This window comes from Phytopseudomonas punonensis, from assembly GCF_900142655.1.
In the GTDB taxonomy this organism is placed as follows: Bacteria; Pseudomonadota; Gammaproteobacteria; order Pseudomonadales; family Pseudomonadaceae; genus Aquipseudomonas; species Aquipseudomonas punonensis.
In genome coordinates this window covers 55,824-74,323 of sequence record NZ_FRBQ01000013.1, presented here as the reverse complement: position 1 = coordinate 74,323, position 18,500 = coordinate 55,824, and the positions used below count along the sequence as shown (strand labels likewise).

The following is an 18,500-nucleotide window of genomic DNA, read 5'->3' as shown; positions in this document are numbered from 1 at the left end:
CTTGATTCAGTTGTTAAAGAACGGTTGGTTGATTCTTTCGTCTCAACCGAGGCGCGCATCTTACAGCAGCCTCATTTCCTGTCAAGTTGTTTTTGAAGAACTTTTTCTTTCTTCTCAACACCTTGCAGCGCCCGACCAGATCATCTTCTCTCCAGCGGGAGGCGCATTCTACAGCGTTACAAACCGCTGTCAACACCCTCTTTTACCGCCTTCGATCACACCTGACCGAACCATCAACAGAACCACTCAAACCACCCTGTCGATGCCGGCGCATTCTACTCGAATTCGCCGTCCGTGCAACCTTTATTTTCGTCTAACTCGTTGATCCACAAGGAGTTTTCAGATCAGGCTGCGCCGGAAGTGGTGCGCATTATAGGCCCCCACATTTTCTGGTCAAGCGCTTATTTCATTTTGACTGAACTTTCTGCCCCGCCCCGACTATCCGCGGGATTCTGCGCATAAGGGCGGGGATGCGCAGTAACAAAAGCACGACCCCAACCACTGCATAGATAGTCCACTCTTCCAGGTCTGCCCTGACGATCCACAGCATATGCAGCAGTCCCAGCGGCAGAATGAGGTAGATCAGGCGATGCAGCTTCTTCCAGGACTTGCCCAGGCGGCGCTGGCTGTATCGGTTGGAGGTCACGGCCAGCAGCAGCAAGCCGAACAGCGCGATCGCACCGACGATAATGTACGGACGCTTGCGCAGCTCGACGGCCAGCTGCGACCAATCCAACCCCAGAATGAATACTGCGTATGCAACTAGATGCAACGTCGCATAGGCGAAGCACCACAAACCCAGCTGCCGGCGCACCGCCATCCAGCCCGACCAGCCGCTGAGCTTCTGCAATGGCGTCATGCTCAGGGTGATCAGCAGAAGGATGAGCGCGCCCAGCCCGAGCCGCTCGACCAGTACCTTGCCGGGATCAGGCCCCAGCGCGAACGACCACGCTTGATACAGCCAGTACAACGGCCATATGGCAACCAGCACGAAAACGCCAAGACGCCAGAACGGGTGCCGCATCAATAGTTCTTCCGCAGATCGAGGTTGCTATAAAGGCTGGCGACTTCGTTGGCGTAGCCATTGAACATCTGAGTCTCGCGCACGTTGGGGCTGAACAGCCCGCTGGGTAGCCGCCGCTCACGCGCCTGACTCCAGCGAGGGTGGTCGACGGTCGGATTCACGTTGGCATAGAAGCCGTACTCCTGCGCCGCAATGCTTTGCCAGGTCGTTTGTGGCTGTTCGCTAACCAGACTGATACGCACGATCGACTTGATGCTCTTGAAGCCGTATTTCCACGGAACGACCAAGCGCAGCGGAGCACCGTTCTGATTCGGTAGCTCGCGGCCATACATGCCCACTGCCAATATGGCCAAAGGATTCATCGCTTCATCCAGGCGCAACCCCTCCACGTACGGCCAGTCGATCAGGCCAAAGCGCGAGCGCTGGCCCGGCATGCTGGCTGGATCATTGAGGGTTTCAAAGCGAATGTATTTGGCTGCCGACGTGGGCTCTACCTTATTAAGCAGCGCGGAGATGGGGAAACCGATCCACGGAATCACCATGGACCAGGCTTCTACGCAGCGTAAACGGTATATCCGCTCCTCCAGCTGATAGGGCTTGAGGAAATCTTCCAGCGCATAACGGCCGGGCTTGCCGACTTCGCCATCGATCACCACGGACCAGGGTTCGGTTTTCAGGCTGCCGGCATTGGCTGCTGGATCCGACTTGTCGGCACCGAACTCATAGAAGTTATTGTAGTGGGTAGCGTCGTGAAAAGGGGTGATCGCTTCATCCTTGACGATGACGGCATCCCACTTGGTTGCAGCGATGCGATCAGCCAGCCAGGCAGGCGCCCTGCTCGCCTCGACATCCGCATAGCGCTCGGTAGTCGATGACTGCGCCCATGCAGGCGCATTACCTAGCGCGATACCCGCGGCGGCAGCTGATATGAAGGTGCGACGAGAGAGATAGATTGGCTCGGGGGTAACATCCGATTCGTTGCATTCGGATGACTGACGCAGCTTGATCAGCATGATGACTCCGCAGTATCGGGACAGAACTGCCCAATAGACTACGGAGTCTGCAGGAAATTACATCACTCCACAGGCTTGCGACGACGCAAACGCAGCAGATATTGAATCGGGCCGGAAGCAGCATAGGCCAGGAAGATCAGCAGCAGGATGCGCGGCGGGTCGCTGAACACCACGGCGAACACCAGCACCACAGCAAGAATCGCCACGAACGGCACACGGCCTTTCAGGTCGAGGTTCTTGAAGCTGTTGTACTTGATGTTGCTGACCATCAGCATGCCGGCCGCCGCAACGAGAATCGCCACCACGAACGACATGTTCGAGCCCTGGATACCGAAGTCGCTGAACGCCCATACGGTACCTGCGACTACACCGGCAGCAGCAGGACTGGCCAGGCCGATGAAATAGCGTTTATCGACACTGCCGATCTGCGTATTGAAGCGCGCCAGGCGCAACGCAGCACCAGCTACATAGATGAAGGCGACCATCCAGCCGACTTTGCCCATGCTACCCAGGGCCCACTCGAACGCCAGCAGCGCCGGTGCCACCCCAAAGGCGACCATGTCAGACAACGAGTCGTACTCGGCGCCGAAAGCACTCTGCGTATTGGTCAGGCGAGCAACGCGACCATCCAGGCCATCCAGCACCATCGCCACGAAAACCGTAGCGGCGGCCACGTAAAAGTTGCCGTTCATGGCATTAACGATGGAATAGAAGCCGGCGAACAGATTCGCGGTCGTGAACAGATTGGGCAGCAGATAGATGCCGCGATGGCGAACCTTGCGCCCCTCGTCGTCATGCCCTTCCTCAATATGCTCGTCGATGGGCAGTAAGCTGTCATCGTCCCTGGACGAATTGGGCTCTTGCGGACGCTCGCTCATGAACAACACCTTGCATCGGATTTGAATTTTCGACCGAGCCGCCGGGCAAGCGTTCGCCCTAACATCGGCCTGGGTACCTGGGCTTTATACCAGAAGCCCGCTCTAGAACGAAAAAACGCGGCCATGGCCGCGTTTCTTCAGAGATCAAGTCGACTTAGTTTTTGGCTTTGTCGACGATCTTGTTGGCAGCGATCCATGGCATCATGGAGCGCAGTTGCTCACCGATCACTTCGATACCGTGAGCCGCATTGTTACGACGCTTGGCGGTCATCGACGGGTAGCCGGTGGCCCCTTCACTGATGAACATCTTCGCGTACTCGCCATCTTGGATGCGCTTCAGAGCGTTGCGCATGGCCTGACGGGATTCGGCGTTGATGACTTCTGGGCCGGTCACGTACTCGCCGTATTCGGCATTGTTGGAGATCGAGTAGTTCATGTTGGCGATACCGCCTTCGTACATGAGGTCAACGATCAGCTTCAGTTCGTGTAGGCACTCGAAGTAGGCCATTTCCGGCGCGTAGCCCGCTTCGACCAGGGTTTCGAAACCGGCTTTGACCAGCTCGACAGTACCGCCACAGAGAACGGCTTGCTCGCCGAACAGGTCGGTTTCGGTCTCGTCCTTGAAGGTGGTTTCGATGATGCCGGTACGGCCGCCGCCGACGCCCGAGGCGTAGGACAGGGCAACGTTCTTGGCATTGCCGGAAGCATCCTGATAAACGGCGATCAGGTCAGGGATACCGCCGCCTTTGACGAACTCGGTACGAACGGTGTGGCCTGGAGCCTTCGGCGCGATCATGATCACGTCGAGGTCAGCACGCGGAACGACCTGATTGTAGTGAATCGCGAAGCCGTGGGAGAAGGCCAGAGTGGCGCCCTTCTTGATGTTCGGCTCGATCTCGTTCTTGTACAGAGCGCCCTGGAATTCGTCCGGGGTCAGGATCATCACCAGGTCGGCGGCAGCGACGGCAGAAGCCACGTCGGCAACTTTCAGGCCGTGAGCTTCAGCCTTGGCAACGGTAGCAGAGCCTTTACGCAGGCCGACGGTGACGTCGACGCCGGAATCCTTCAGGTTGCACGCTTGAGCGTGGCCCTGGGAGCCGTAACCGATGATGGCAACTTTTTTGCCCTGGATGATCGAGAGGTCACAGTCTTTGTCGTAATAAACTTTCATGTTCTTGACTCTTGTATAGCGAAAGGAATGGGGTGCACTGCACCGCGACGGAGCCACCTTAAGTGATCCGCACCATTGCGTAAAATGATATATTTGCAACACAACATGCCAATATATGAAACATAGAAATGGACAGTCACGCACTTACCCTTTTTCTCTCCCTGGCAGACCATCTGCACTTCGGCAAGACCAGCCGCGAGCAGCATGTGAGCCCCTCTGCGCTCAGCCGTAGCATCAAACAGCTCGAAGAGGAGCTCGGCGCGCCGCTGTTCATACGAGACAACCGCTCGGTGCGCCTGACGCGTGAGGGCCAGCACTTTCGCGAGTACGCCAGTGAGGTCATGAGTGGCTGGCAAGCCATCCGCCAGACTTTCAAACAGGAGCAGCAGATCCTGCACGGCGAGCTGTCGCTGTATTGCTCGGTGACGGCGAGCTACAGCTTTCTGTACGAGATTCTCAGCAGCTTTCGTCAGGACTACCCGCGTATCGAAATGAAGCTGCACACAGGCGACCCGGCGAAGGCCGTCGAGCGTGTACAGCAGGGCCTTGAGGATCTGGCTATTGGCGCCCGCCCGGACAGCCTGCCGGCCGGCGTCGAGTTTCAGTCGATCACCCGTTCGGCGCTGCGCTTCATTGGCCCGCAATCGCCGCAGCTGTTGAGCGACGAGCAACTGAAGAATCCCAGCGCCGATACCTGGCAGGACGTACCGCTGATCCTCTCCGAGGAAGGTCTGGCGCGAACCCGTACCGACCGCTGGCTCAAGCACCACAACATCAAACCGCGGATCTATGCCCAGGTGAGCGGTAACGAGGCCATCGTCAGCATGGTCAGCCTGGGCTTTGGCATTGGCGTGGTGCCGCAGATCGTACTGGACAACAGCCCCCTGACCGCGCGCATCCGCATTTACGATATCCAGCCGCCACTGACGGCCTATGACATCGGCCTGTTCGCCCTGCACAAGCGCCTCAAGGATCCGCTGATCGCGGCCTTCTGGAATCGCCAGCGGTAATGCTCAAGCCACAAAAAACCCCGCACCAGGCGGGGTTCTTTGTTTCAGTGCTGCGCTCAGATGCTCAGCACCTTGTCGCCGCGCGCGATACCGGTGACACCGCTACGCACGGTCTCCAGGATCAACGCCGTGCCGACAGCCTGGATAAAGCTGTCCAGCTTGTCGCTGGTACCAGCCAGCTGGATGGTATAGACGCTCGGCGTCACGTCGACGATCTGGCCGCGGAAGATGTCGGTAGTGCGTTTGACCTCGGCGCGTTGAGCGCCGGTGGCCTTGACTTTTACCAGCATCAGTTCGCGCTCGATGTGGGCGTTTTCCGACAGATCCACCAGCTTGACCACTTCGATCAGCTTGTTGAGGTTCTTGGTGATCTGCTCGATCACGTCATCATGGCCAATGGTGGTCAACGTCAGACGCGACAGGGTCGGGTCTTCGGTTGGCGCCACGGTCAGGCTTTCGATGTTGTAGTTGCGCTGGGAGAACAGGCCGACCACACGCGACAAGGCTCCCGGTTCGTTTTCCAGCAGCAGGGAAATGATATGACGCATGTCAGGTACGCTCCGTCTTGCTCAGCCACATGTCGCGCATCGCGCCACCACGAATCTGCATCGGGTAGACGTGCTCGCTGGTATCTACGGCAATATCGAGGAACACCAGACGGTCCTTGATCGCGAACGCCTCTTCCATCTTCGACTTGAGATCCTTGAGGTCGGTGATGCGCATGCCCACGTGCCCATAGGATTCGGCCAGTTTGACGAAATCAGGCAGCGACTCCATGTAAGAATGCGAGTAACGGCTGCTGTACTGCATGTCCTGCCACTGGCGAACCATGCCCAGCGCGCCATTGTTCAGGTTGATGATCTTCACCGGCAGGTCGTACTGCAGGCAGGTCGACAGTTCCTGAATGTTCATCTGGATACTGCCTTCACCGGTCACGCAGGCGACATCGGCGTCCGGGAAGTTGAGCTTGACGCCCATCGCAGCCGGGAAGCCGAAGCCCATGGTGCCCAGACCACCGGAGTTGATCCAGCGGTTCGGCTTGTTGAAGCGGTAGTACTGGGCCGCGAACATCTGGTGCTGACCCACGTCGGAGCTGACATAGGCCTCGCCCTTGGTGACTTCGCACAAGGTCTCGATCACCGTCTGCGGCTTGATGATCGAACCATCACCCTCGTTGTAAGGGAACAGGCGACCACCGCCACGCCACTCTTCGATCTGCTTCCACCAGGTGGCTTGCGAATCCTTGTCTGGCGTCTGCTCGATCTCTTTGAGGGCGGCGACCATTTCGCTCAGCACGCTGTCCACCGGGCCGACGATCGGGATGTCGGCCTTGACGGTCTTGGAGATCGACGCCGGGTCGATGTCGATATGGATAATCTTGGCGTTCGGGCAGAACTTGGCTGCGGTCTCGCCATTGATGACGCGGTCATCGAAACGTGCGCCAACGGCCAGAATCACATCGGCGTGGTGCATCGCCAGGTTGGCGGTGTAGCTGCCGTGCATGCCGAGCATGCCGACGAACTGACGGTCATCGCCCGGGTAGGCGCCAAGACCCATCAAAGTATTGGTGACCGGAACGTTCAGCGCGCGGGCCAGCTCGGTCAGCTGTGCTGAAGCACCACCGAGGATTACGCCACCACCGGAATAAATGATCGGGCGCTTGGCCGCGATGAGCATTTCCGCCGCTTTGCGTATCTGCCCCGAGTGGCCACGAACTGCAGGGCTGTAGGAGCGCAGCTTGACCTTCTTTGGGTAGCTGTATTCGAATTTCTGAGTCGGATCACCCATGTCCTTGGGGATATCGACGACCACCGGACCGGGGCGGCCCGATTCGGCAAGGTAGAAGGCCTTTTTGATGACTTCGGGGATTTCCGAAGGATGCTTGATGATGAAGCTGTGCTTCACGATCGGGCGGGAGATACCGACCATGTCGACTTCCTGGAAAGCATCGGTGCCGACCACGGTGCTGGCCACCTGACCGGAAATGATCACCATCGGGATCGAATCCATGTAGGCGGTGGCAATACCGGTCACGGCATTGGTCGCGCCCGGGCCGGAGGTAACCAGGACCACGCCGGCCTTGCCGGTAGCACGAGCATAACCATCCGCCATGTGGGTCGCTGCCTGCTCGTGGCGAACCAGGATGTGGGTCACTTCCGGTTCTTTGAACAAGGCATCATAGATGTGCAGGAGGGCACCACCCGGGTACCCATAGATGTACTTAACGCCTTCGTCACGCAACGAGCGGACGACCATTTCAGCGCCGGATAAAAGCTCCACGTTGTTCACCTCTATTACGCCAGAAAACCGCCCTTTTGCAGGGTCGGCCCGAGTAGGTTTACTGTCAGCAGAGCATGAGCGACTGTGGTCGCCGACTACGTCAGCTACAACTGAGCAAGTATTGGGATAGCCCCTGATGTGTTGCGGGGCTTTCCCACCCAGCGCGAGGTAACGCGTTGCGGGTGTAACGAAAGGTCGGCGCGGATAACGCCTCATGTCTACTGAGCTGAAGCCAGCTTGCGGCTGACTCCACTGCAGCGAGCAACCGATTGTTGATATTCACTGCTGGCAAGTCAAGCGATGCGTGATGGAATAGGCAATATCCGGCAACATCGGCGTGCGCTAGAGTTAAGTGCGCAGTCAGCATCGGTGTGAAACAGGCCAGACTCCAGCTCCGGCCGATTGGTTATAGTAGCGGCTCGAATTTGCAGCCTTGCGCTGCGAGCGCTTTAACAGTCGATGGACCATGCATAAGGAACCTCCATGCGCCGCATGATTCTCACCAGCAGCCTCCTGCTCGCCTTGAGCGCGAGCGCAATGGCCGGGCAGATCTACAAATGGGTCGACGCCCAGGGCGTGACTCATTTCGGTGAGCAGCCACCACAGGGCCAGCAATCCACTACCGTCAATCCTTCGGCAGCACCGCCCACAGCCGCAGTTCCAGAATCGAAGCCAGCGCCTACGTTCGAGAGCATCGCAGATCCTGAACAGGCCGCAGCCGATGCAAAAGTGAAGAAGGAAGTGGTGGCCCAGGAAGCCGAGCGCAAGAAATACTGCGAAACCCAGCGCAACAACCTGGCGCAGCTGGAAAATAATCCGCGGGTACGCGTGGAAGAAGGTGGGGAAATGCGCCGCTTAGGCGAAGACGAACGTCAGAAGCGTATCGCCGACAGCAAGCAGGCGATCAAAGAAAACTGCCAGTAACGGTAGATGGTGCGGGCCTTAACGGCCCGCGCTGATCAGCTTGTCAAAATCACCTAGCGCCTTCAGCAACTCGGCTGCTTCACGACTGCCAGCGCCATAGACCTGCTCAGCCATGGGCAAGATGCCGGATACCGCCGGTAGCTCGGCGCCCGCCTCGATAATCGCCTTCATGCGTGGCAGAAAGATCCACTGCAGCCACTGGGAAAAATCCAGGGTGTCCACGCAGAACGGTTCCACACTGGCCAATGCCTCTGCGCTGGGCGCAGAAGCCTCCCACCAGCCTTGCACCCGCAATGCCCGCTCGACCAGCAACAGCTGGTCGGCGATCAGGGCTACCGATGTTGTGCTCACAGATTGACCCGAGCCCGCTCACGAGCCTGGGCGGCGCCAGCGGCATCACCCTGCTGTTGACGAGACTTGGCAATCAGATCCCACAGGCTAGCCTGCAGCGCAGGCCGGCCGTTGGCGTAGCTCAGTCCACGACGGGCAAACTGTTCAGCCTGAGCGGCATCCCCTTGGGCTAGGCGCACTTCGGCCAAGCGGTACAGCACTTGCGGCTCACGCGGGGCGATACGCTGCGCACGTTCCAGGCTGGAAGCCGCGCCGTTGAGATCACCACCGGTCTGTTGTTGCTGAGCGCTGGTCAACAAAGCCAGCACTGGGCCATCGAGCTGCTCATCAGCCGCCAGACCGCCAGCGTTTCCACTCGGGATACCGCTAGGGGTCGACGGCTGCGAAGGCGCCGAGTTGCCGTAATTTGGCGAACCCAGTGGCTCGCTGCTCAACGGCGGCTCATCGAATGTCAGCCCACCGCCACTAGCGGGAGGAGCTGAAGGCGCAGTATCGATCGGCGCAGACGGCGCACCGCCACCTGGCACCATGACTACCACACCGGAATCTTCTGGCATGGACTGCGCCTGCTGCTGCGCCGGCGCAGCAGCGTTGCTGTAGCCATTACTCGAACCATCGTCCTGCTCATAGGCAGAGCTACCGGAATCCACAACCGGGATGGAGCCTCGCGGAACGCTGGCGCAACCACCCAGAACCACCGAGGCGGTCAAAACGGGAATCAACCACTTGCTCACGGCAAACCTCTCTTATTCCAACCAGCCTTTCACCCAGTCCATAACCGAGTCGACGGGCGCTTGAATACCACAACCTGATCCGGGAGCCGGCTCGCTGCCGCGAATATACGGCATCTGTACGGCACCCGGACAATTCTGCGCCGAGCCCTGCCCGGTCGCTGCATCCACCCAGGCCAGCACCACGTTGTCCGGCACTGGCATGTCCAGCGGCAGCGGGTCAGCACGACGCATGAAACCAGTCCAAGCCTGCAGTGCACCGGTAGCACCAGTGAACGGCGTTGGCCCGTTATCGTCACGGCCCATCCAGACAACGGTGAGCAGATCCTGACTGAAGCCTGCAAACCAGCTGTCACGTGAATCGTTACTGGTACCGGTTTTACCTGCCAGCGTCAGCGAGCTCGGCAGCTGGCTATAGACAGAGCGGCCAGTGCCTTCACGCATGGTGCGCTGCATGGCGTTCTGCAACAGGTAGATGGCACCAGCATCGAAACGTTGTTGAATCTGATACGGGTAACGCTTGAGTGGCTCGCCTTCTGCGGTCAGCACGCTGCGAATACCGCGCAGCGGCGTATTGAAGCCGCCACTGGCGATAGTCTGGTACATGCCCGTCACCTCCATCGGGGTCAGCGCACCGGCGCCCAGCAACATCGACGGATAGGCAGGCCATTGGCGCGACACGCCCAGGCGTTCGAGGGTTTTGAGCACATTCGGCACGCCCAGTTCCAGGCCAAGTTTGGCGGTGGACAGGTTGTACGAGTGAGCCAGACCTTGGTACAGATAAATGCTGCCGTGGGCCTTGCGATCATAGTTCTGCGGCTTCCATACCTGACCATCCTGGCCCTTCACCGAGAACGGCTCATCCTGCACACGGGTAGTCAGCGTGTACTGGCTTGGGCGCTCCAGCGCAGTCAGGTAAATAGCCGGTTTGATCAGCGAGCCGATGGGTCGCACGGCATCCAGCGCACGGTTGAAGCCGGCGAAGCGCGCCTGACGACTTCCGATCAGCGCCTGGATTTCACCGGTTTCCGGATTGGTCACGACCATGCCGGCCTCGACCTCATCGGCCCCCTTGCGACCGGCCTGGCGCTTGAAGGTTTCCGCCAATGCCTCTTCGGCTTTGATCTGCAGGATCGGGTCGAAGCTGGTGAAGATGCGCAGGCCTTCTTCGGTCAAGTCTTCGTCACGGTAATCCTGGCGCAGCTGGCGTTTCACCAAATCCAGGAAGGCCGGGAACGAGCCATTGACCATGCTGCCACGCTGCGTCACGCCCAACGGGCGCGCCTTGGCTGCAGCCGCCTCTTCAGGCGAAACCACGCCCTGCTCGGCGAGCAGGTCAAGAATCATGTTGCGGCGAGTCAGCGCGCGCTCGGGATTGCGACGCGGGTTGTAATAGGTCGGGCCTTTTACCATGCCGACCAGCAAAGCTACCTGATCGAGCTTGAGCTCGGACAGCGGCTGGCTGAAGAAGTACTGGCTGGCCAGACCGAAGCCATGCACTGCACGTTGCCCGTCCTGACCGAGGAACACCTCGTTCAGGTAAGCCTCGAGAATCTCGCGCTTGTCGTAATGCAGCTCCAGCAACACCGCCATCATCGCTTCGGTGATCTTGCGGGTCAGGCTGCGTTCGTTGGTCAGGTAGAAGTTCTTCACCAACTGCTGAGTCAGGGTGCTACCGCCCTGGCGTAACTGGCCGGCGGACGCGTTGATCCATATCGCCCGAGCAATGCCCTTGGGCGATACCCCGAAATGGTCGAAGAAGTCGCGGTCTTCGACCGCCACCAGGGTTTCCACCAGGTAGGCCGGCACCTGATCGAGCTTGATCAGTACGCGGTCTTCCTGATGCGCCGGATACAGGCCACCAATCAGCATCGGCTCCAGACGCGCCACAGCCAGATCCTTGCCATCGGCCTTGGTCAGCGAGGCGACGTAGTCACCGGAGAAGCGCACGTTGACTTGCTGGGCTTGCTCGGCGCTCTCGTAGAACTGGAAACCGCGCGAATAAAGGGACACGTTGCTACCGGAAACGGCCACGGCACCAGGGCCGGTGGCAGCGCTTTCACGGCGGTAGCCGAGGGCGTCGACCTCCTTGAGCAGGTCGTCCTTGGCCAGCTTCTGACCGACGAACAGCTCCAGCGGCCTGGCGTAAACCTTCGCAGGAACGGTCCAGCGTTTGCCGGAGAATTTCTCCTGCACGATGGCGTCGAGGTAAACCGCAAAACCGGCGAACAGCACCAAGCCAACCAAGCCAAGCTTAATAGCCCAGCCCAGCAAGGGGCGCATGCCACTGGGGCGGCGTTTGGAACGGGAGCGGGGAGATCGGGTACGAGTCATGGCGCGGCATTATACGCACTTTGCGAAGCGCCGGCAGCGACCACCAGCGGTTTGCAGTGCGTCAAGGAGGGCCCATAATGCGCGCCTGTTCCCACTTTACCCAGCCAAGGATCGCCCGTGAGCCAAGCCCTGATTACCGCCTTGCAGAACCCGGCCCTTTATCCGCACCCGGTAGACGGTTTCAGTGTCATCGAGACCCATATTTCCTGGGTTGTGCTGACCGGCCCCTTTGCCTACAAGATCAAAAAGCCGGTCGACTTCGGCTTCCTTAACTTCACCACCCTGGAGGCGCGCAAGCATTTCTGTGAAGAAGAACTGCGCCTCAATCAGCGCCTGACCAGGGATCTGTATCTGGAGGTGTTGCCGATCAGCGGTAGCGCCGAGGCGCCGCAGGTGAATGGCGAGGACGCGGTTATCGAATACGCCCTGAAAATGCGTCAGTTCCCGCAGGAGCAGTTGCTGGCTCACGTGCAGGCACGCGGTGAGCTGAACGAAGCGCATATCGACGCCCTCGCCAAGCAGATCGCCGACTTCCACCAGGCGACCCCGCAGGTAGCGACTGACCACGTGCTGTGTAATGCCACGGCCATCGTCGCGCCGCTGCGGCAGAACTTCGAACAGATTCGCCCGATGCTCAGCGACAAGGCCGACCTGCAGCAACTCGATGCCCTGGAAGCCTGGACGGAAACCAGTCTGGAACGCCTGTGGCCCGACCTCGAAGCGCGGGCTCGCGATGGCCTCATCCGCGAATGCCATGGCGATATCCATCTGGGCAACGCCACACTGCTGGACGGCCATGCCACGCTGTTCGACTGCATCGAATTCAACGAGCCGTTCCGCCTCACCGATATCGCCCTGGATACCGCCTTTCTGGTCATGGACCTCGAAGACCGCGGCCTCAAGTGTCTGGCACGTCGCCTACTCAACAGCTGGCTCGAACACACCGGCGATTACGGCTCGCTGAAGCTGTTCAATCTGTACAAGACGCACCGCGCCCTGGTGCGCGCCAAGGTCGCGCTGTTCCGCCTCGGCCAGGAGCAGGACGCCGTGCAGCGCGCCGTAATCCTGCGCCAATACCGCGCCTACGCCAGCCTCGCCGAAAGCTACAGCAGCATTCCGGCGCGCTTGCTGGCCGTCACCCGAGGCGTGTCGGCAGTTGGCAAGAGCCAGGTTGCGCTGCGCTTGGTCGAAGCGCTGGGCGCAATCCGCATTCGCTCGGACGTCGAGCGCAAGCGCATGCTGGGCGAGCAGCAAACAGATGGCAGCACTGAGCTGAACACCGGGATTTACAGCCAGGACGCCAGCGAAGCGGTCTACCAGCGCCTGAACCATCTGGCCGATCTGGCCCTGCACGCAGGCTACCCAGTGGTGCTGGATGCGACCTACCTGAAACGCCCCCAGCGTCAGGCCGCACAGCGTGTTGCCGATGAAACTGGCGTGCCGTTCCTGATCCTCGACTGCCATGCGCCAGATTCGGTACTCGCAAACTGGCTGCAACAACGTCAGCAGGAAGGTAACGACCCCTCAGACGCGACGCTTGCGGTGATCGAAGCGCAGCGCGCCGGCCAGGATCCACTGGAAGAAGTCGAACTGCCCTACTGCAAGCGCGTGGACACGCCGGATAGCGCCAGCCTCACCGAGCTGGTCAGCGCAGTTCGTCAGCGTTTCCCAAACCTCTGAAAGCCGACCAAGCGGCGCGGTAAAGCTCCTCTATACTGGCAGTAAGCCTCCCCCGGACGACTGCCACCATGAGCCAACCGCGCCAGCTGGACACCCCGCTCTACCGACTGCTGCACAACGACGATGTCGCCGCCTTCAATGCGCAGCGCCCCCACGGCGTGACCCTTGACCTGAGCGGCGGCGACTTTCGCGGCCTCGATCTGCGCACCCTTGACGCAGAGGGCATCGACTTCAGCAATGCCTATTTCCGCGGCGCCGATCTGCGCGGCGTGGACTTTCGCACCGCCCAGCTTGAAGGCGCGAGCATCGCCCACGCGCAGATATCGGGCGCCTATTTCCCGGTCGAGCTCAGCGCTGACGAGATTCTCATGTCGATGAATTTTGGCACACGCCTTCGCTACCGCACCCATCCCAATCATCTGTAGCAGCCTGTAACGCTGGGCCACTGCAGCATTGCCCGGCGGCACTAGACTGTGCTGAGTGCGGCCGGAGTGTCGCACTGTAAATGGCGGCATGAGGAAATGGTGTGAACGACGAATTGCAGAACCTCAAGAATCTCGGCAAAACATCCTCCCAATGGCTGCATGCAGTGGGCATTCACAATGCCAACGACCTGCGCAGGCACGGCGCAGTGGAGGCTTACCGGGCAGTACGGGCGCGCGGATTCAGAGCCTCCAAGGTGCTGCTTTACTCCATCGAAGGCGCCCTGCTCGACATTCACTGGAGCGAACTGCCGACAACGCGCAAGGAAAGCCTCAATCAGCAGCTGGAAACGCCAGCGGACGACGACAAGTTCTGAGAGCAACCAAGCAACTAACGCGCGAGTATCGCCACTGTGAGGGCTGACTTTTCAGCGACGACAGTGCTCCCGAACCACCCAGGAACAGGCGCTGGTTCACAAGCCCTAACGAGACCGATTTACCTGGAGCGCGGCGAGTATTATCGTTTCAGGGATTTTCGTGCGTACCCAGCATGAGCAGCCCAAGGAACCACCATGTATTTACTCGGGGAACAACCGGCTTACGCCGACCAATTGATCAGCCGCTTGCAGAGCATCCCCGGGCAACTACTCGATGGGCTCAACCCTTGCGGCGAGCCGTTGCAGGTCGAGCGCAGCGAGAACCTGGCAAGCGACTTGCCGAGCAATCAGCTGTTCATCATCGACAACGGTCTGTTGCATGCGCTGGTGGACGAACGCCCACTGTTCTACCTGCAGGAGGGCGATCTGGTTGGCCTGCGCCAAGGCATCGACCTGCCGAGCTGCCGCTATTCCAGCGACGAGCCGGTAACGCTGATCCCCTACTCGCGCAGCGAAGTGTTCAAGCACATCTATGCCAGCGAGCCTCGCCAGGAGCTGTTCATTCAGTATCTGGTCGGGCACACCGCGCTGCTCTCCGACGCCCTCGCCCGCCTCAAGCAACCCGAGATCCGCCCTGCGACCGGATTCAAGCACTTCGCCAAAGACGATGCGCTGATCAACCAGGGTGACGAAGCAGACCACGTGTTCATCATCATCGACGGCCACGCCGAGGCTTTCGTGGACGGCGTGAAGGTCGGCGATGTGCAGAAAGACGAAATCTTCGGCGCCATGGCGGTATTCACCAACGAGAAGCGCAGCGCCACCGTAATTGCCAGCCAGGCCTGCACGGTGATGGTGATCCCCAAGGATCAGTTCCTCAGCCTGATGGAAAGCAACCCTCGCATCGCTCATAGCTTGGTGGAGAGTATGGCCAGGCGTATCGACCTGCTTAACAAGGAAATCACTGGGCTGCGCCAGCCAGATTGAGTATTCAGAACACCTGCAAACAACCCGGTCCTGTGCCGGGTTGTTTGTTTCTGGAACCCCGAAAAATCTATCGAGATGATCGACGAAAATAATTTCCAACGGGCCATTGACTATGTAATGAGAATTGCTATTATTTGCATCAGCTGATCGCGAGATCGGCCGATAAGCTCAAGAGACCTTAGGTCGGACTCTTCAGGTTATCTCCTCATCAGGCTAATCACGGTTATTGACCCGGCACTTTTGCCGGGTCTTTTTTTGCCTGACGAAAAGCACCGGCCAGCAGCGAGCCTGATCTGTCGTCCGAGCGACAGTCGTCATGGCAGTTACATGAACAGTGGCTAGACTGCTTGCACGCTTACTGGGAGGCACCGTAATGGACATCCAGGTTTGTGCAGTGAAAGGCCCGCTTGGCACCTGCTGGCAGGTACGCCTGGGCAAGCATCAAGTCAGCTTCCGCAACGAAGATGAAGCGCGCCAGTTCGTGGCAACGCTGCAAGTGCGTGTGCAGGCACCGCACACGCTGCCAGGCGAGCGACGCCTGGCTGGTTGAACGACTCAGCCGTTCGGATGCCCGGCTCGGCGCTCAGCCCAGCGGGTGAAACGTGAAGCGCTGACCGCCAGCACGCCGCAGCTGAAGATGACCAGTGCCATCGGGACGGCACTGCCGTCATGCAGCGCTCCAACCAGAGACGCCGCGCTCGCCGCGATGGTGAACTGCAGGCTACCCATCAGCGCAGAAGCGCTTCCGGCGTGGCGCCCTTGCCCGGCCATTGCACAGGCCGAGGTATTGGGCAGCAGGATTCCCAGCGAGGCGATGCAGCCGAACAGCGGAATCATCAATGGCCATAGCGTCTGCGGCCCGATCCAGGCCAGCACCAACAACACGGTTCCGCATGCCAGGTAGAACCACACCATGCGCCTTGCCCAATATCCCGGGCCATGGCGCGCCACCAGCCAGGCGTTGATCTGCGCCGCGATAATGAAACCGGCGGCGTTGGTGCCGAACAGCCAGCCATAGTGCTCGGCCGGTACACCATAGAGCTCGATGAATACAAATGGCGAGCCGGCGATGTAGGCGAACATGCCGGCAATGGCCAGGCCACCGGTCAGCGCATGGCCGATAAAGGGTAGATCTGTGAACAGGCGCCGATATTCCCTCAGGGCGCCGCTTAACGGTGGCGGCTGGATAGTCGGATTCAGCGTCTCCGGCAGCCACAGGCTGAGGGCCGCCAGGCACGCTGCGCTGAACAACGTCAGGCAGACGAAGATCGCTGGCCAACCGAACAGGTTGAGCAGCAAACCACCGGCCACTGGCGCGAGGATCGGCGCCAGGCCCATCACCAGCATCAGTTGCGAAAACACCTTGGCCGAGCTGATCGGATCGCACAGGTCGCGCACCACCGCGCGGGAAATCACCATCCCCGCGCAGCCGCCCAACGCCTGAACGAAACGAGCAGCGATCAGCCATTCCAGGCTCGGTGCCAGCGCGCAGGCCAGCGATGCCAGGGTGAATAATGAAACCCCGACCAGCAGCGGCGTACGCCGTCCAAACCGGTCAGCCAGCGGCCCATAAACCAGCTGCCCAATGGCCAAACCGGCAAAGTAGGAGGCAAGCGATAACTGCACATGCTCGGTATCGGTATTGAACGCAAGCGCTAGCGCGGGAAAGCTGGGCAGGTAGAAATCGATGGCCAGAGGGCCGAAGGCACTGAGCGAACCCAGAATCAGTAACAGGCGAAGCGGCATTGGCATGGTTCTCGGCGGCTGTCCCACCTTGGGCTGGAGACGAGGTAAAGCGCTGTGCGCACTTAACAAGAATGGACGCCGACAATTACATACAAGTTCGTCTGTAAAACAAACATCCGCTGCAAAAAATAATTACACTCGCGCCTTCCTGAACTGATTTGATCCTGTCGTATGCGTCGAACCAAAGAGCAAGCTGAGCAGACCCGCGCCAGTATTCTGGCCTCCGCCGAGATACTGTTTCTGGAGAAGGGCGTCGCTCACACCAGCCTAGAGCACATTGCCAAGCACGCCGGGGTGACCCGTGGCGCGGTGTATTGGCACTTCCAGAACAAGGCTCACTTGTTTCACGACATGCTCAACCAGGTACGCCTGCCGCCTGAACAGCTGGCCAGCCGACTGCAGGAGGATGAACAAGGCAACGGCATGCAGTCGTTACACCAGCTGTGCGTAGAGGGTATCGCGGGAATCAGCCAGGATGAGCAGAAGCGGCGCATCTTCACCATTCTGCTGCACCGCTGCGAGTTCACCGAAGAGCTGCGTGAGGCCGAGGAACGCCACGATGCGTTCATCAATCAGTTCATCGCCCTGTGTGAATCGATCTTCGCCCAACCCGCCACCCATCGGCGGCTGCGCCCAGGCATGACGCCACGCCTGGCCGCTCGTACCTTGCATGCGCTGATCGTCGGCATGCTCAGCGACTGGCTGCGCGACAACAACCTATTCGATCCGGTGCAAGACGGCCCGGTGATGATCGACGGGCTGTTTCGTGGCTTGATCAGTGACTGGTCTTAGCCGCCGGCACTGCTTCGGCCTTGTAGCCTTCGTTGATGATCGCCTCCAGCACCTGATCGACCGGGTGAGTGGTGTGAACCCTCACCTCACCCGCCGAAAGATCAACCTCTACCTGCGCGACGGCATCGATCGCCTGCACCGCTGCGGTAATAGCGCGCTGGCAGTGCGCACACGTCATGCCATCAACCTTGAATACCTGCATCATCATCTCCTCTGCCCGCGAGCATCGACTGGATTCTTGGCGAGTATCGAGCTTGCCATTGGGTTAAGGTCAAGGCGCCCCTTGTTGAACACGCCAACCTCAGCCAAGCTCAGCTCACTCAACCGTCATATGGTCTGACCATGACCCGCCTCCTGTTCTCATTGTTTCTTGCCCTGCCCTTGCCAGCACTCGCACAGGTGGTGCCCTCGCACGCCACCATGGGCGACGGTTACGCCGTGCTGATCATTTCTCGCGAGCGGCTGGAAGTGGCCTCGCCGTGCGAATTCGGCGTGTATCTGCAGGACCAGCTCGCCGCCCGGCTGTTCCAGGGCCAGTCGGTGTCGTTCAACCTGCCACCCGGCGACGTGTCGGTACGCCTAGGGATGATCGGCACAGAAAGCTGCCAGGCCGGCATCACTCCACTCGGCAGTCAGCAAGTGAACCTGATTGCCGGCGAGATCCGCCGTTACCGCATCGGCCTCAACCCTTCCGGCCCGTACCTGACACCGGCACCGTCCAGCCAATGACGTCAGCATGATGTGAGTGCTTGACCTTACCCATGGGTCAAGGTTGATCCT

At 59.7% G+C, this 18,500-nt stretch carries 21 protein-coding genes; 10 read left to right on the top strand and 11 right to left on the bottom strand.

Features of this window, described 5'->3' with window-relative positions; translation table 11 throughout:
- Positions 1-325, top strand: a 325-nt coding sequence (locus BUC40_RS23035; RefSeq protein ID WP_208605798.1) for a hypothetical protein, incomplete at its 5' end; no start/stop codon positions are given.
- Between the two features lie 81 nt (positions 326-406).
- On the opposite strand, the gene msrQ is transcribed toward BUC40_RS23035, so the two are convergent.
- The 4 genes from msrQ to ilvC form a co-directional block, all read right to left on the bottom strand.
- Positions 407-1,024 (bottom strand): protein-methionine-sulfoxide reductase heme-binding subunit MsrQ, encoded by a 618-nt coding sequence (gene msrQ / locus BUC40_RS21585; RefSeq protein ID WP_073268720.1) that lies wholly within the window; start codon positions 1,022-1,024, stop codon positions 407-409.
- Entirely contained in the window at positions 1,024-2,037 is a 1,014-nt protein-coding gene (msrP, locus tag BUC40_RS21580; RefSeq protein WP_073268718.1) for a protein-methionine-sulfoxide reductase catalytic subunit MsrP, read from the bottom strand. The genes msrQ and msrP overlap by 1 nt, the downstream gene beginning before the upstream one ends.
- 62 nt (positions 2,038-2,099) lie before the next feature.
- Positions 2,100-2,915, bottom strand: a complete 816-nt coding sequence (pssA, locus tag BUC40_RS21575; RefSeq protein WP_073268716.1) for a CDP-diacylglycerol--serine O-phosphatidyltransferase — start codon at positions 2,913-2,915, stop codon at positions 2,100-2,102.
- Positions 2,916-3,069: 154 nt separating this feature from the next.
- A complete protein-coding gene (gene ilvC / locus BUC40_RS21570; RefSeq protein WP_073268715.1) occupies positions 3,070-4,086 on the bottom strand; it encodes a ketol-acid reductoisomerase in 1,017 nt (338 codons plus the stop codon).
- Positions 4,087-4,214: 128 nt separating this feature from the next.
- Here ilvC and ilvY point away from each other — a divergent pair, with 128 nt between their 5' ends.
- Positions 4,215-5,096: an HTH-type transcriptional activator IlvY gene (ilvY, locus tag BUC40_RS21565; protein ID WP_073268713.1), complete on the top strand. Its 882-nt coding sequence runs from the start codon at positions 4,215-4,217 to the stop codon at positions 5,094-5,096.
- A gap of 56 nt (positions 5,097-5,152) precedes the next feature.
- On the opposite strand, the gene ilvN is transcribed toward ilvY, so the two are convergent.
- Together ilvN and BUC40_RS21555 are read right to left on the bottom strand one after the other, a co-directional pair.
- Entirely contained in the window at positions 5,153-5,644 is a 492-nt protein-coding gene (ilvN, locus tag BUC40_RS21560; RefSeq protein ID WP_073268711.1) for an acetolactate synthase small subunit, read from the bottom strand.
- A gap of 1 nt (position 5,645) precedes the next feature.
- Entirely contained in the window at positions 5,646-7,376 is a 1,731-nt protein-coding gene (locus BUC40_RS21555; RefSeq protein ID WP_073268726.1) for an acetolactate synthase 3 large subunit, read from the bottom strand.
- 483 nt (positions 7,377-7,859) lie between these two features.
- On the opposite strand from BUC40_RS21555, the gene BUC40_RS21550 reads away from it, so the two are divergent.
- Entirely contained in the window at positions 7,860-8,300 is a 441-nt protein-coding gene (locus BUC40_RS21550) for a DUF4124 domain-containing protein (protein WP_073268709.1), read from the top strand.
- 18 nt (positions 8,301-8,318) lie between these two features.
- Here the strand turns inward: BUC40_RS21550 and BUC40_RS21545 are convergent, their stop codons facing one another.
- The 3 genes from BUC40_RS21545 to mrcB are packed head-to-tail and all read right to left on the bottom strand — an operon-like array spanning position 8,319 to position 11,716.
- A complete protein-coding gene (locus BUC40_RS21545) occupies positions 8,319-8,651 on the bottom strand; it encodes a YqcC family protein (protein ID WP_073268707.1) in 333 nt (110 codons plus the stop codon).
- Positions 8,648-9,385, bottom strand: coding sequence for a tetratricopeptide repeat protein (locus BUC40_RS21540; RefSeq protein ID WP_073268705.1), 738 nt, complete (start codon positions 9,383-9,385; stop codon positions 8,648-8,650). Before BUC40_RS21540 ends, BUC40_RS21545 begins: the two co-directional genes overlap by 4 nt.
- Before the next feature lie 12 nt (positions 9,386-9,397).
- The gene (mrcB, locus tag BUC40_RS21535) at positions 9,398-11,716 is read right to left on the bottom strand and encodes a penicillin-binding protein 1B (RefSeq protein ID WP_139272222.1); all 2,319 of its coding nucleotides are present in this window, start codon (positions 11,714-11,716) and stop codon (positions 9,398-9,400) included.
- A 117-nt stretch (positions 11,717-11,833) separates the two neighbouring features.
- Between mrcB and BUC40_RS21530 the strand changes: the two genes are divergently transcribed.
- The 5 genes from BUC40_RS21530 to BUC40_RS22975 all read left to right on the top strand — a co-directional run bounded on the left by BUC40_RS21530 (position 11,834) and on the right by BUC40_RS22975 (position 15,732).
- Positions 11,834-13,396 carry a bifunctional aminoglycoside phosphotransferase/ATP-binding protein gene (locus tag BUC40_RS21530; protein ID WP_073268701.1) on the top strand — a complete coding sequence of 521 codons (1,563 nt, stop codon included), beginning with the start codon at positions 11,834-11,836 and terminating at the stop codon, positions 13,394-13,396.
- 68 nt (positions 13,397-13,464) lie between these two features.
- Positions 13,465-13,821 (top strand): pentapeptide repeat-containing protein, encoded by a 357-nt coding sequence (locus BUC40_RS21525; protein WP_073268699.1) that lies wholly within the window; start codon positions 13,465-13,467, stop codon positions 13,819-13,821.
- Positions 13,822-13,922: 101 nt separating this feature from the next.
- A complete protein-coding gene (locus BUC40_RS21520; protein WP_073268697.1) occupies positions 13,923-14,195 on the top strand; it encodes a TfoX/Sxy family protein in 273 nt (90 codons plus the stop codon).
- Positions 14,196-14,390: 195 nt separating this feature from the next.
- Positions 14,391-15,182 (top strand): Crp/Fnr family transcriptional regulator, encoded by a 792-nt coding sequence (locus tag BUC40_RS21515; protein ID WP_073268694.1) that lies wholly within the window; start codon positions 14,391-14,393, stop codon positions 15,180-15,182.
- 373 nt (positions 15,183-15,555) lie between these two features.
- A complete protein-coding gene (locus BUC40_RS22975; protein ID WP_167369190.1) occupies positions 15,556-15,732 on the top strand; it encodes a hypothetical protein in 177 nt (58 codons plus the stop codon).
- A 5-nt stretch (positions 15,733-15,737) separates the two neighbouring features.
- Here BUC40_RS22975 and BUC40_RS21510 read toward each other — a convergent pair whose 3' ends face one another.
- The gene (locus BUC40_RS21510; protein ID WP_073268692.1) at positions 15,738-16,928 is read right to left on the bottom strand and encodes a multidrug effflux MFS transporter; all 1,191 of its coding nucleotides are present in this window, start codon (positions 16,926-16,928) and stop codon (positions 15,738-15,740) included.
- Positions 16,929-17,099: 171 nt separating this feature from the next.
- Between BUC40_RS21510 and BUC40_RS21505 the strand changes: the two genes are divergently transcribed.
- A complete protein-coding gene (locus BUC40_RS21505; protein WP_073268690.1) occupies positions 17,100-17,720 on the top strand; it encodes a TetR family transcriptional regulator in 621 nt (206 codons plus the stop codon).
- On the opposite strand, the gene BUC40_RS21500 is transcribed toward BUC40_RS21505, so the two are convergent.
- On the bottom strand, positions 17,704-17,922 hold the full coding sequence (locus BUC40_RS21500) for a heavy-metal-associated domain-containing protein (RefSeq protein ID WP_073268688.1): 219 nt from the start codon (positions 17,920-17,922) through the stop codon (positions 17,704-17,706). The genes BUC40_RS21505 and BUC40_RS21500 overlap by 17 nt on opposite strands.
- A gap of 140 nt (positions 17,923-18,062) precedes the next feature.
- On the opposite strand from BUC40_RS21500, the gene BUC40_RS21495 reads away from it, so the two are divergent.
- Positions 18,063-18,449 carry a hypothetical protein gene (locus BUC40_RS21495; protein ID WP_073268686.1) on the top strand — a complete coding sequence of 129 codons (387 nt, stop codon included), beginning with the start codon at positions 18,063-18,065 and terminating at the stop codon, positions 18,447-18,449.
- The last annotated feature ends 51 nt before the right edge of the window (positions 18,450-18,500 follow it).

What these genes read in the sequence shown, in the direction of transcription:
- msrQ (WP_073268720.1), bottom strand. Translation starts at nt 1,024, where the DNA reads ATGCGGCACCCGTTCTGGCGTCTTGGCGTTTTCGTGCTGGTTGCCATA.
- msrP (WP_073268718.1), bottom strand. Translation starts at nt 2,037, where the DNA reads ATGCTGATCAAGCTGCGTCAGTCATCCGAATGCAACGAATCGGATGTT.
- pssA (WP_073268716.1), bottom strand. Translation starts at nt 2,915, where the DNA reads ATGAGCGAGCGTCCGCAAGAGCCCAATTCGTCCAGGGACGATGACAGC.
- ilvC (WP_073268715.1), bottom strand. Translation starts at nt 4,086, where the DNA reads ATGAAAGTTTATTACGACAAAGACTGTGACCTCTCGATCATCCAGGGC.
- ilvY (WP_073268713.1), top strand. Translation starts at nt 4,215, where the DNA reads ATGGACAGTCACGCACTTACCCTTTTTCTCTCCCTGGCAGACCATCTG.
- ilvN (WP_073268711.1), bottom strand. Translation starts at nt 5,644, where the DNA reads ATGCGTCATATCATTTCCCTGCTGCTGGAAAACGAACCGGGAGCCTTG.
- BUC40_RS21550 (WP_073268709.1), top strand. Translation starts at nt 7,860, where the DNA reads ATGCGCCGCATGATTCTCACCAGCAGCCTCCTGCTCGCCTTGAGCGCG.
- mrcB (WP_139272222.1), bottom strand. Translation starts at nt 11,716, where the DNA reads ATGACTCGTACCCGATCTCCCCGCTCCCGTTCCAAACGCCGCCCCAGT.
- BUC40_RS21525 (WP_073268699.1), top strand. Translation starts at nt 13,465, where the DNA reads ATGAGCCAACCGCGCCAGCTGGACACCCCGCTCTACCGACTGCTGCAC.
- BUC40_RS21515 (WP_073268694.1), top strand. Translation starts at nt 14,391, where the DNA reads ATGTATTTACTCGGGGAACAACCGGCTTACGCCGACCAATTGATCAGC.
- BUC40_RS22975 (WP_167369190.1), top strand. Translation starts at nt 15,556, where the DNA reads ATGGACATCCAGGTTTGTGCAGTGAAAGGCCCGCTTGGCACCTGCTGG.
- BUC40_RS21510 (WP_073268692.1), bottom strand. Translation starts at nt 16,928, where the DNA reads ATGCCGCTTCGCCTGTTACTGATTCTGGGTTCGCTCAGTGCCTTCGGC.
- BUC40_RS21505 (WP_073268690.1), top strand. Translation starts at nt 17,100, where the DNA reads ATGCGTCGAACCAAAGAGCAAGCTGAGCAGACCCGCGCCAGTATTCTG.
- BUC40_RS21500 (WP_073268688.1), bottom strand. Translation starts at nt 17,922, where the DNA reads ATGCAGGTATTCAAGGTTGATGGCATGACGTGTGCGCACTGCCAGCGC.
- BUC40_RS21495 (WP_073268686.1), top strand. Translation starts at nt 18,063, where the DNA reads ATGACCCGCCTCCTGTTCTCATTGTTTCTTGCCCTGCCCTTGCCAGCA.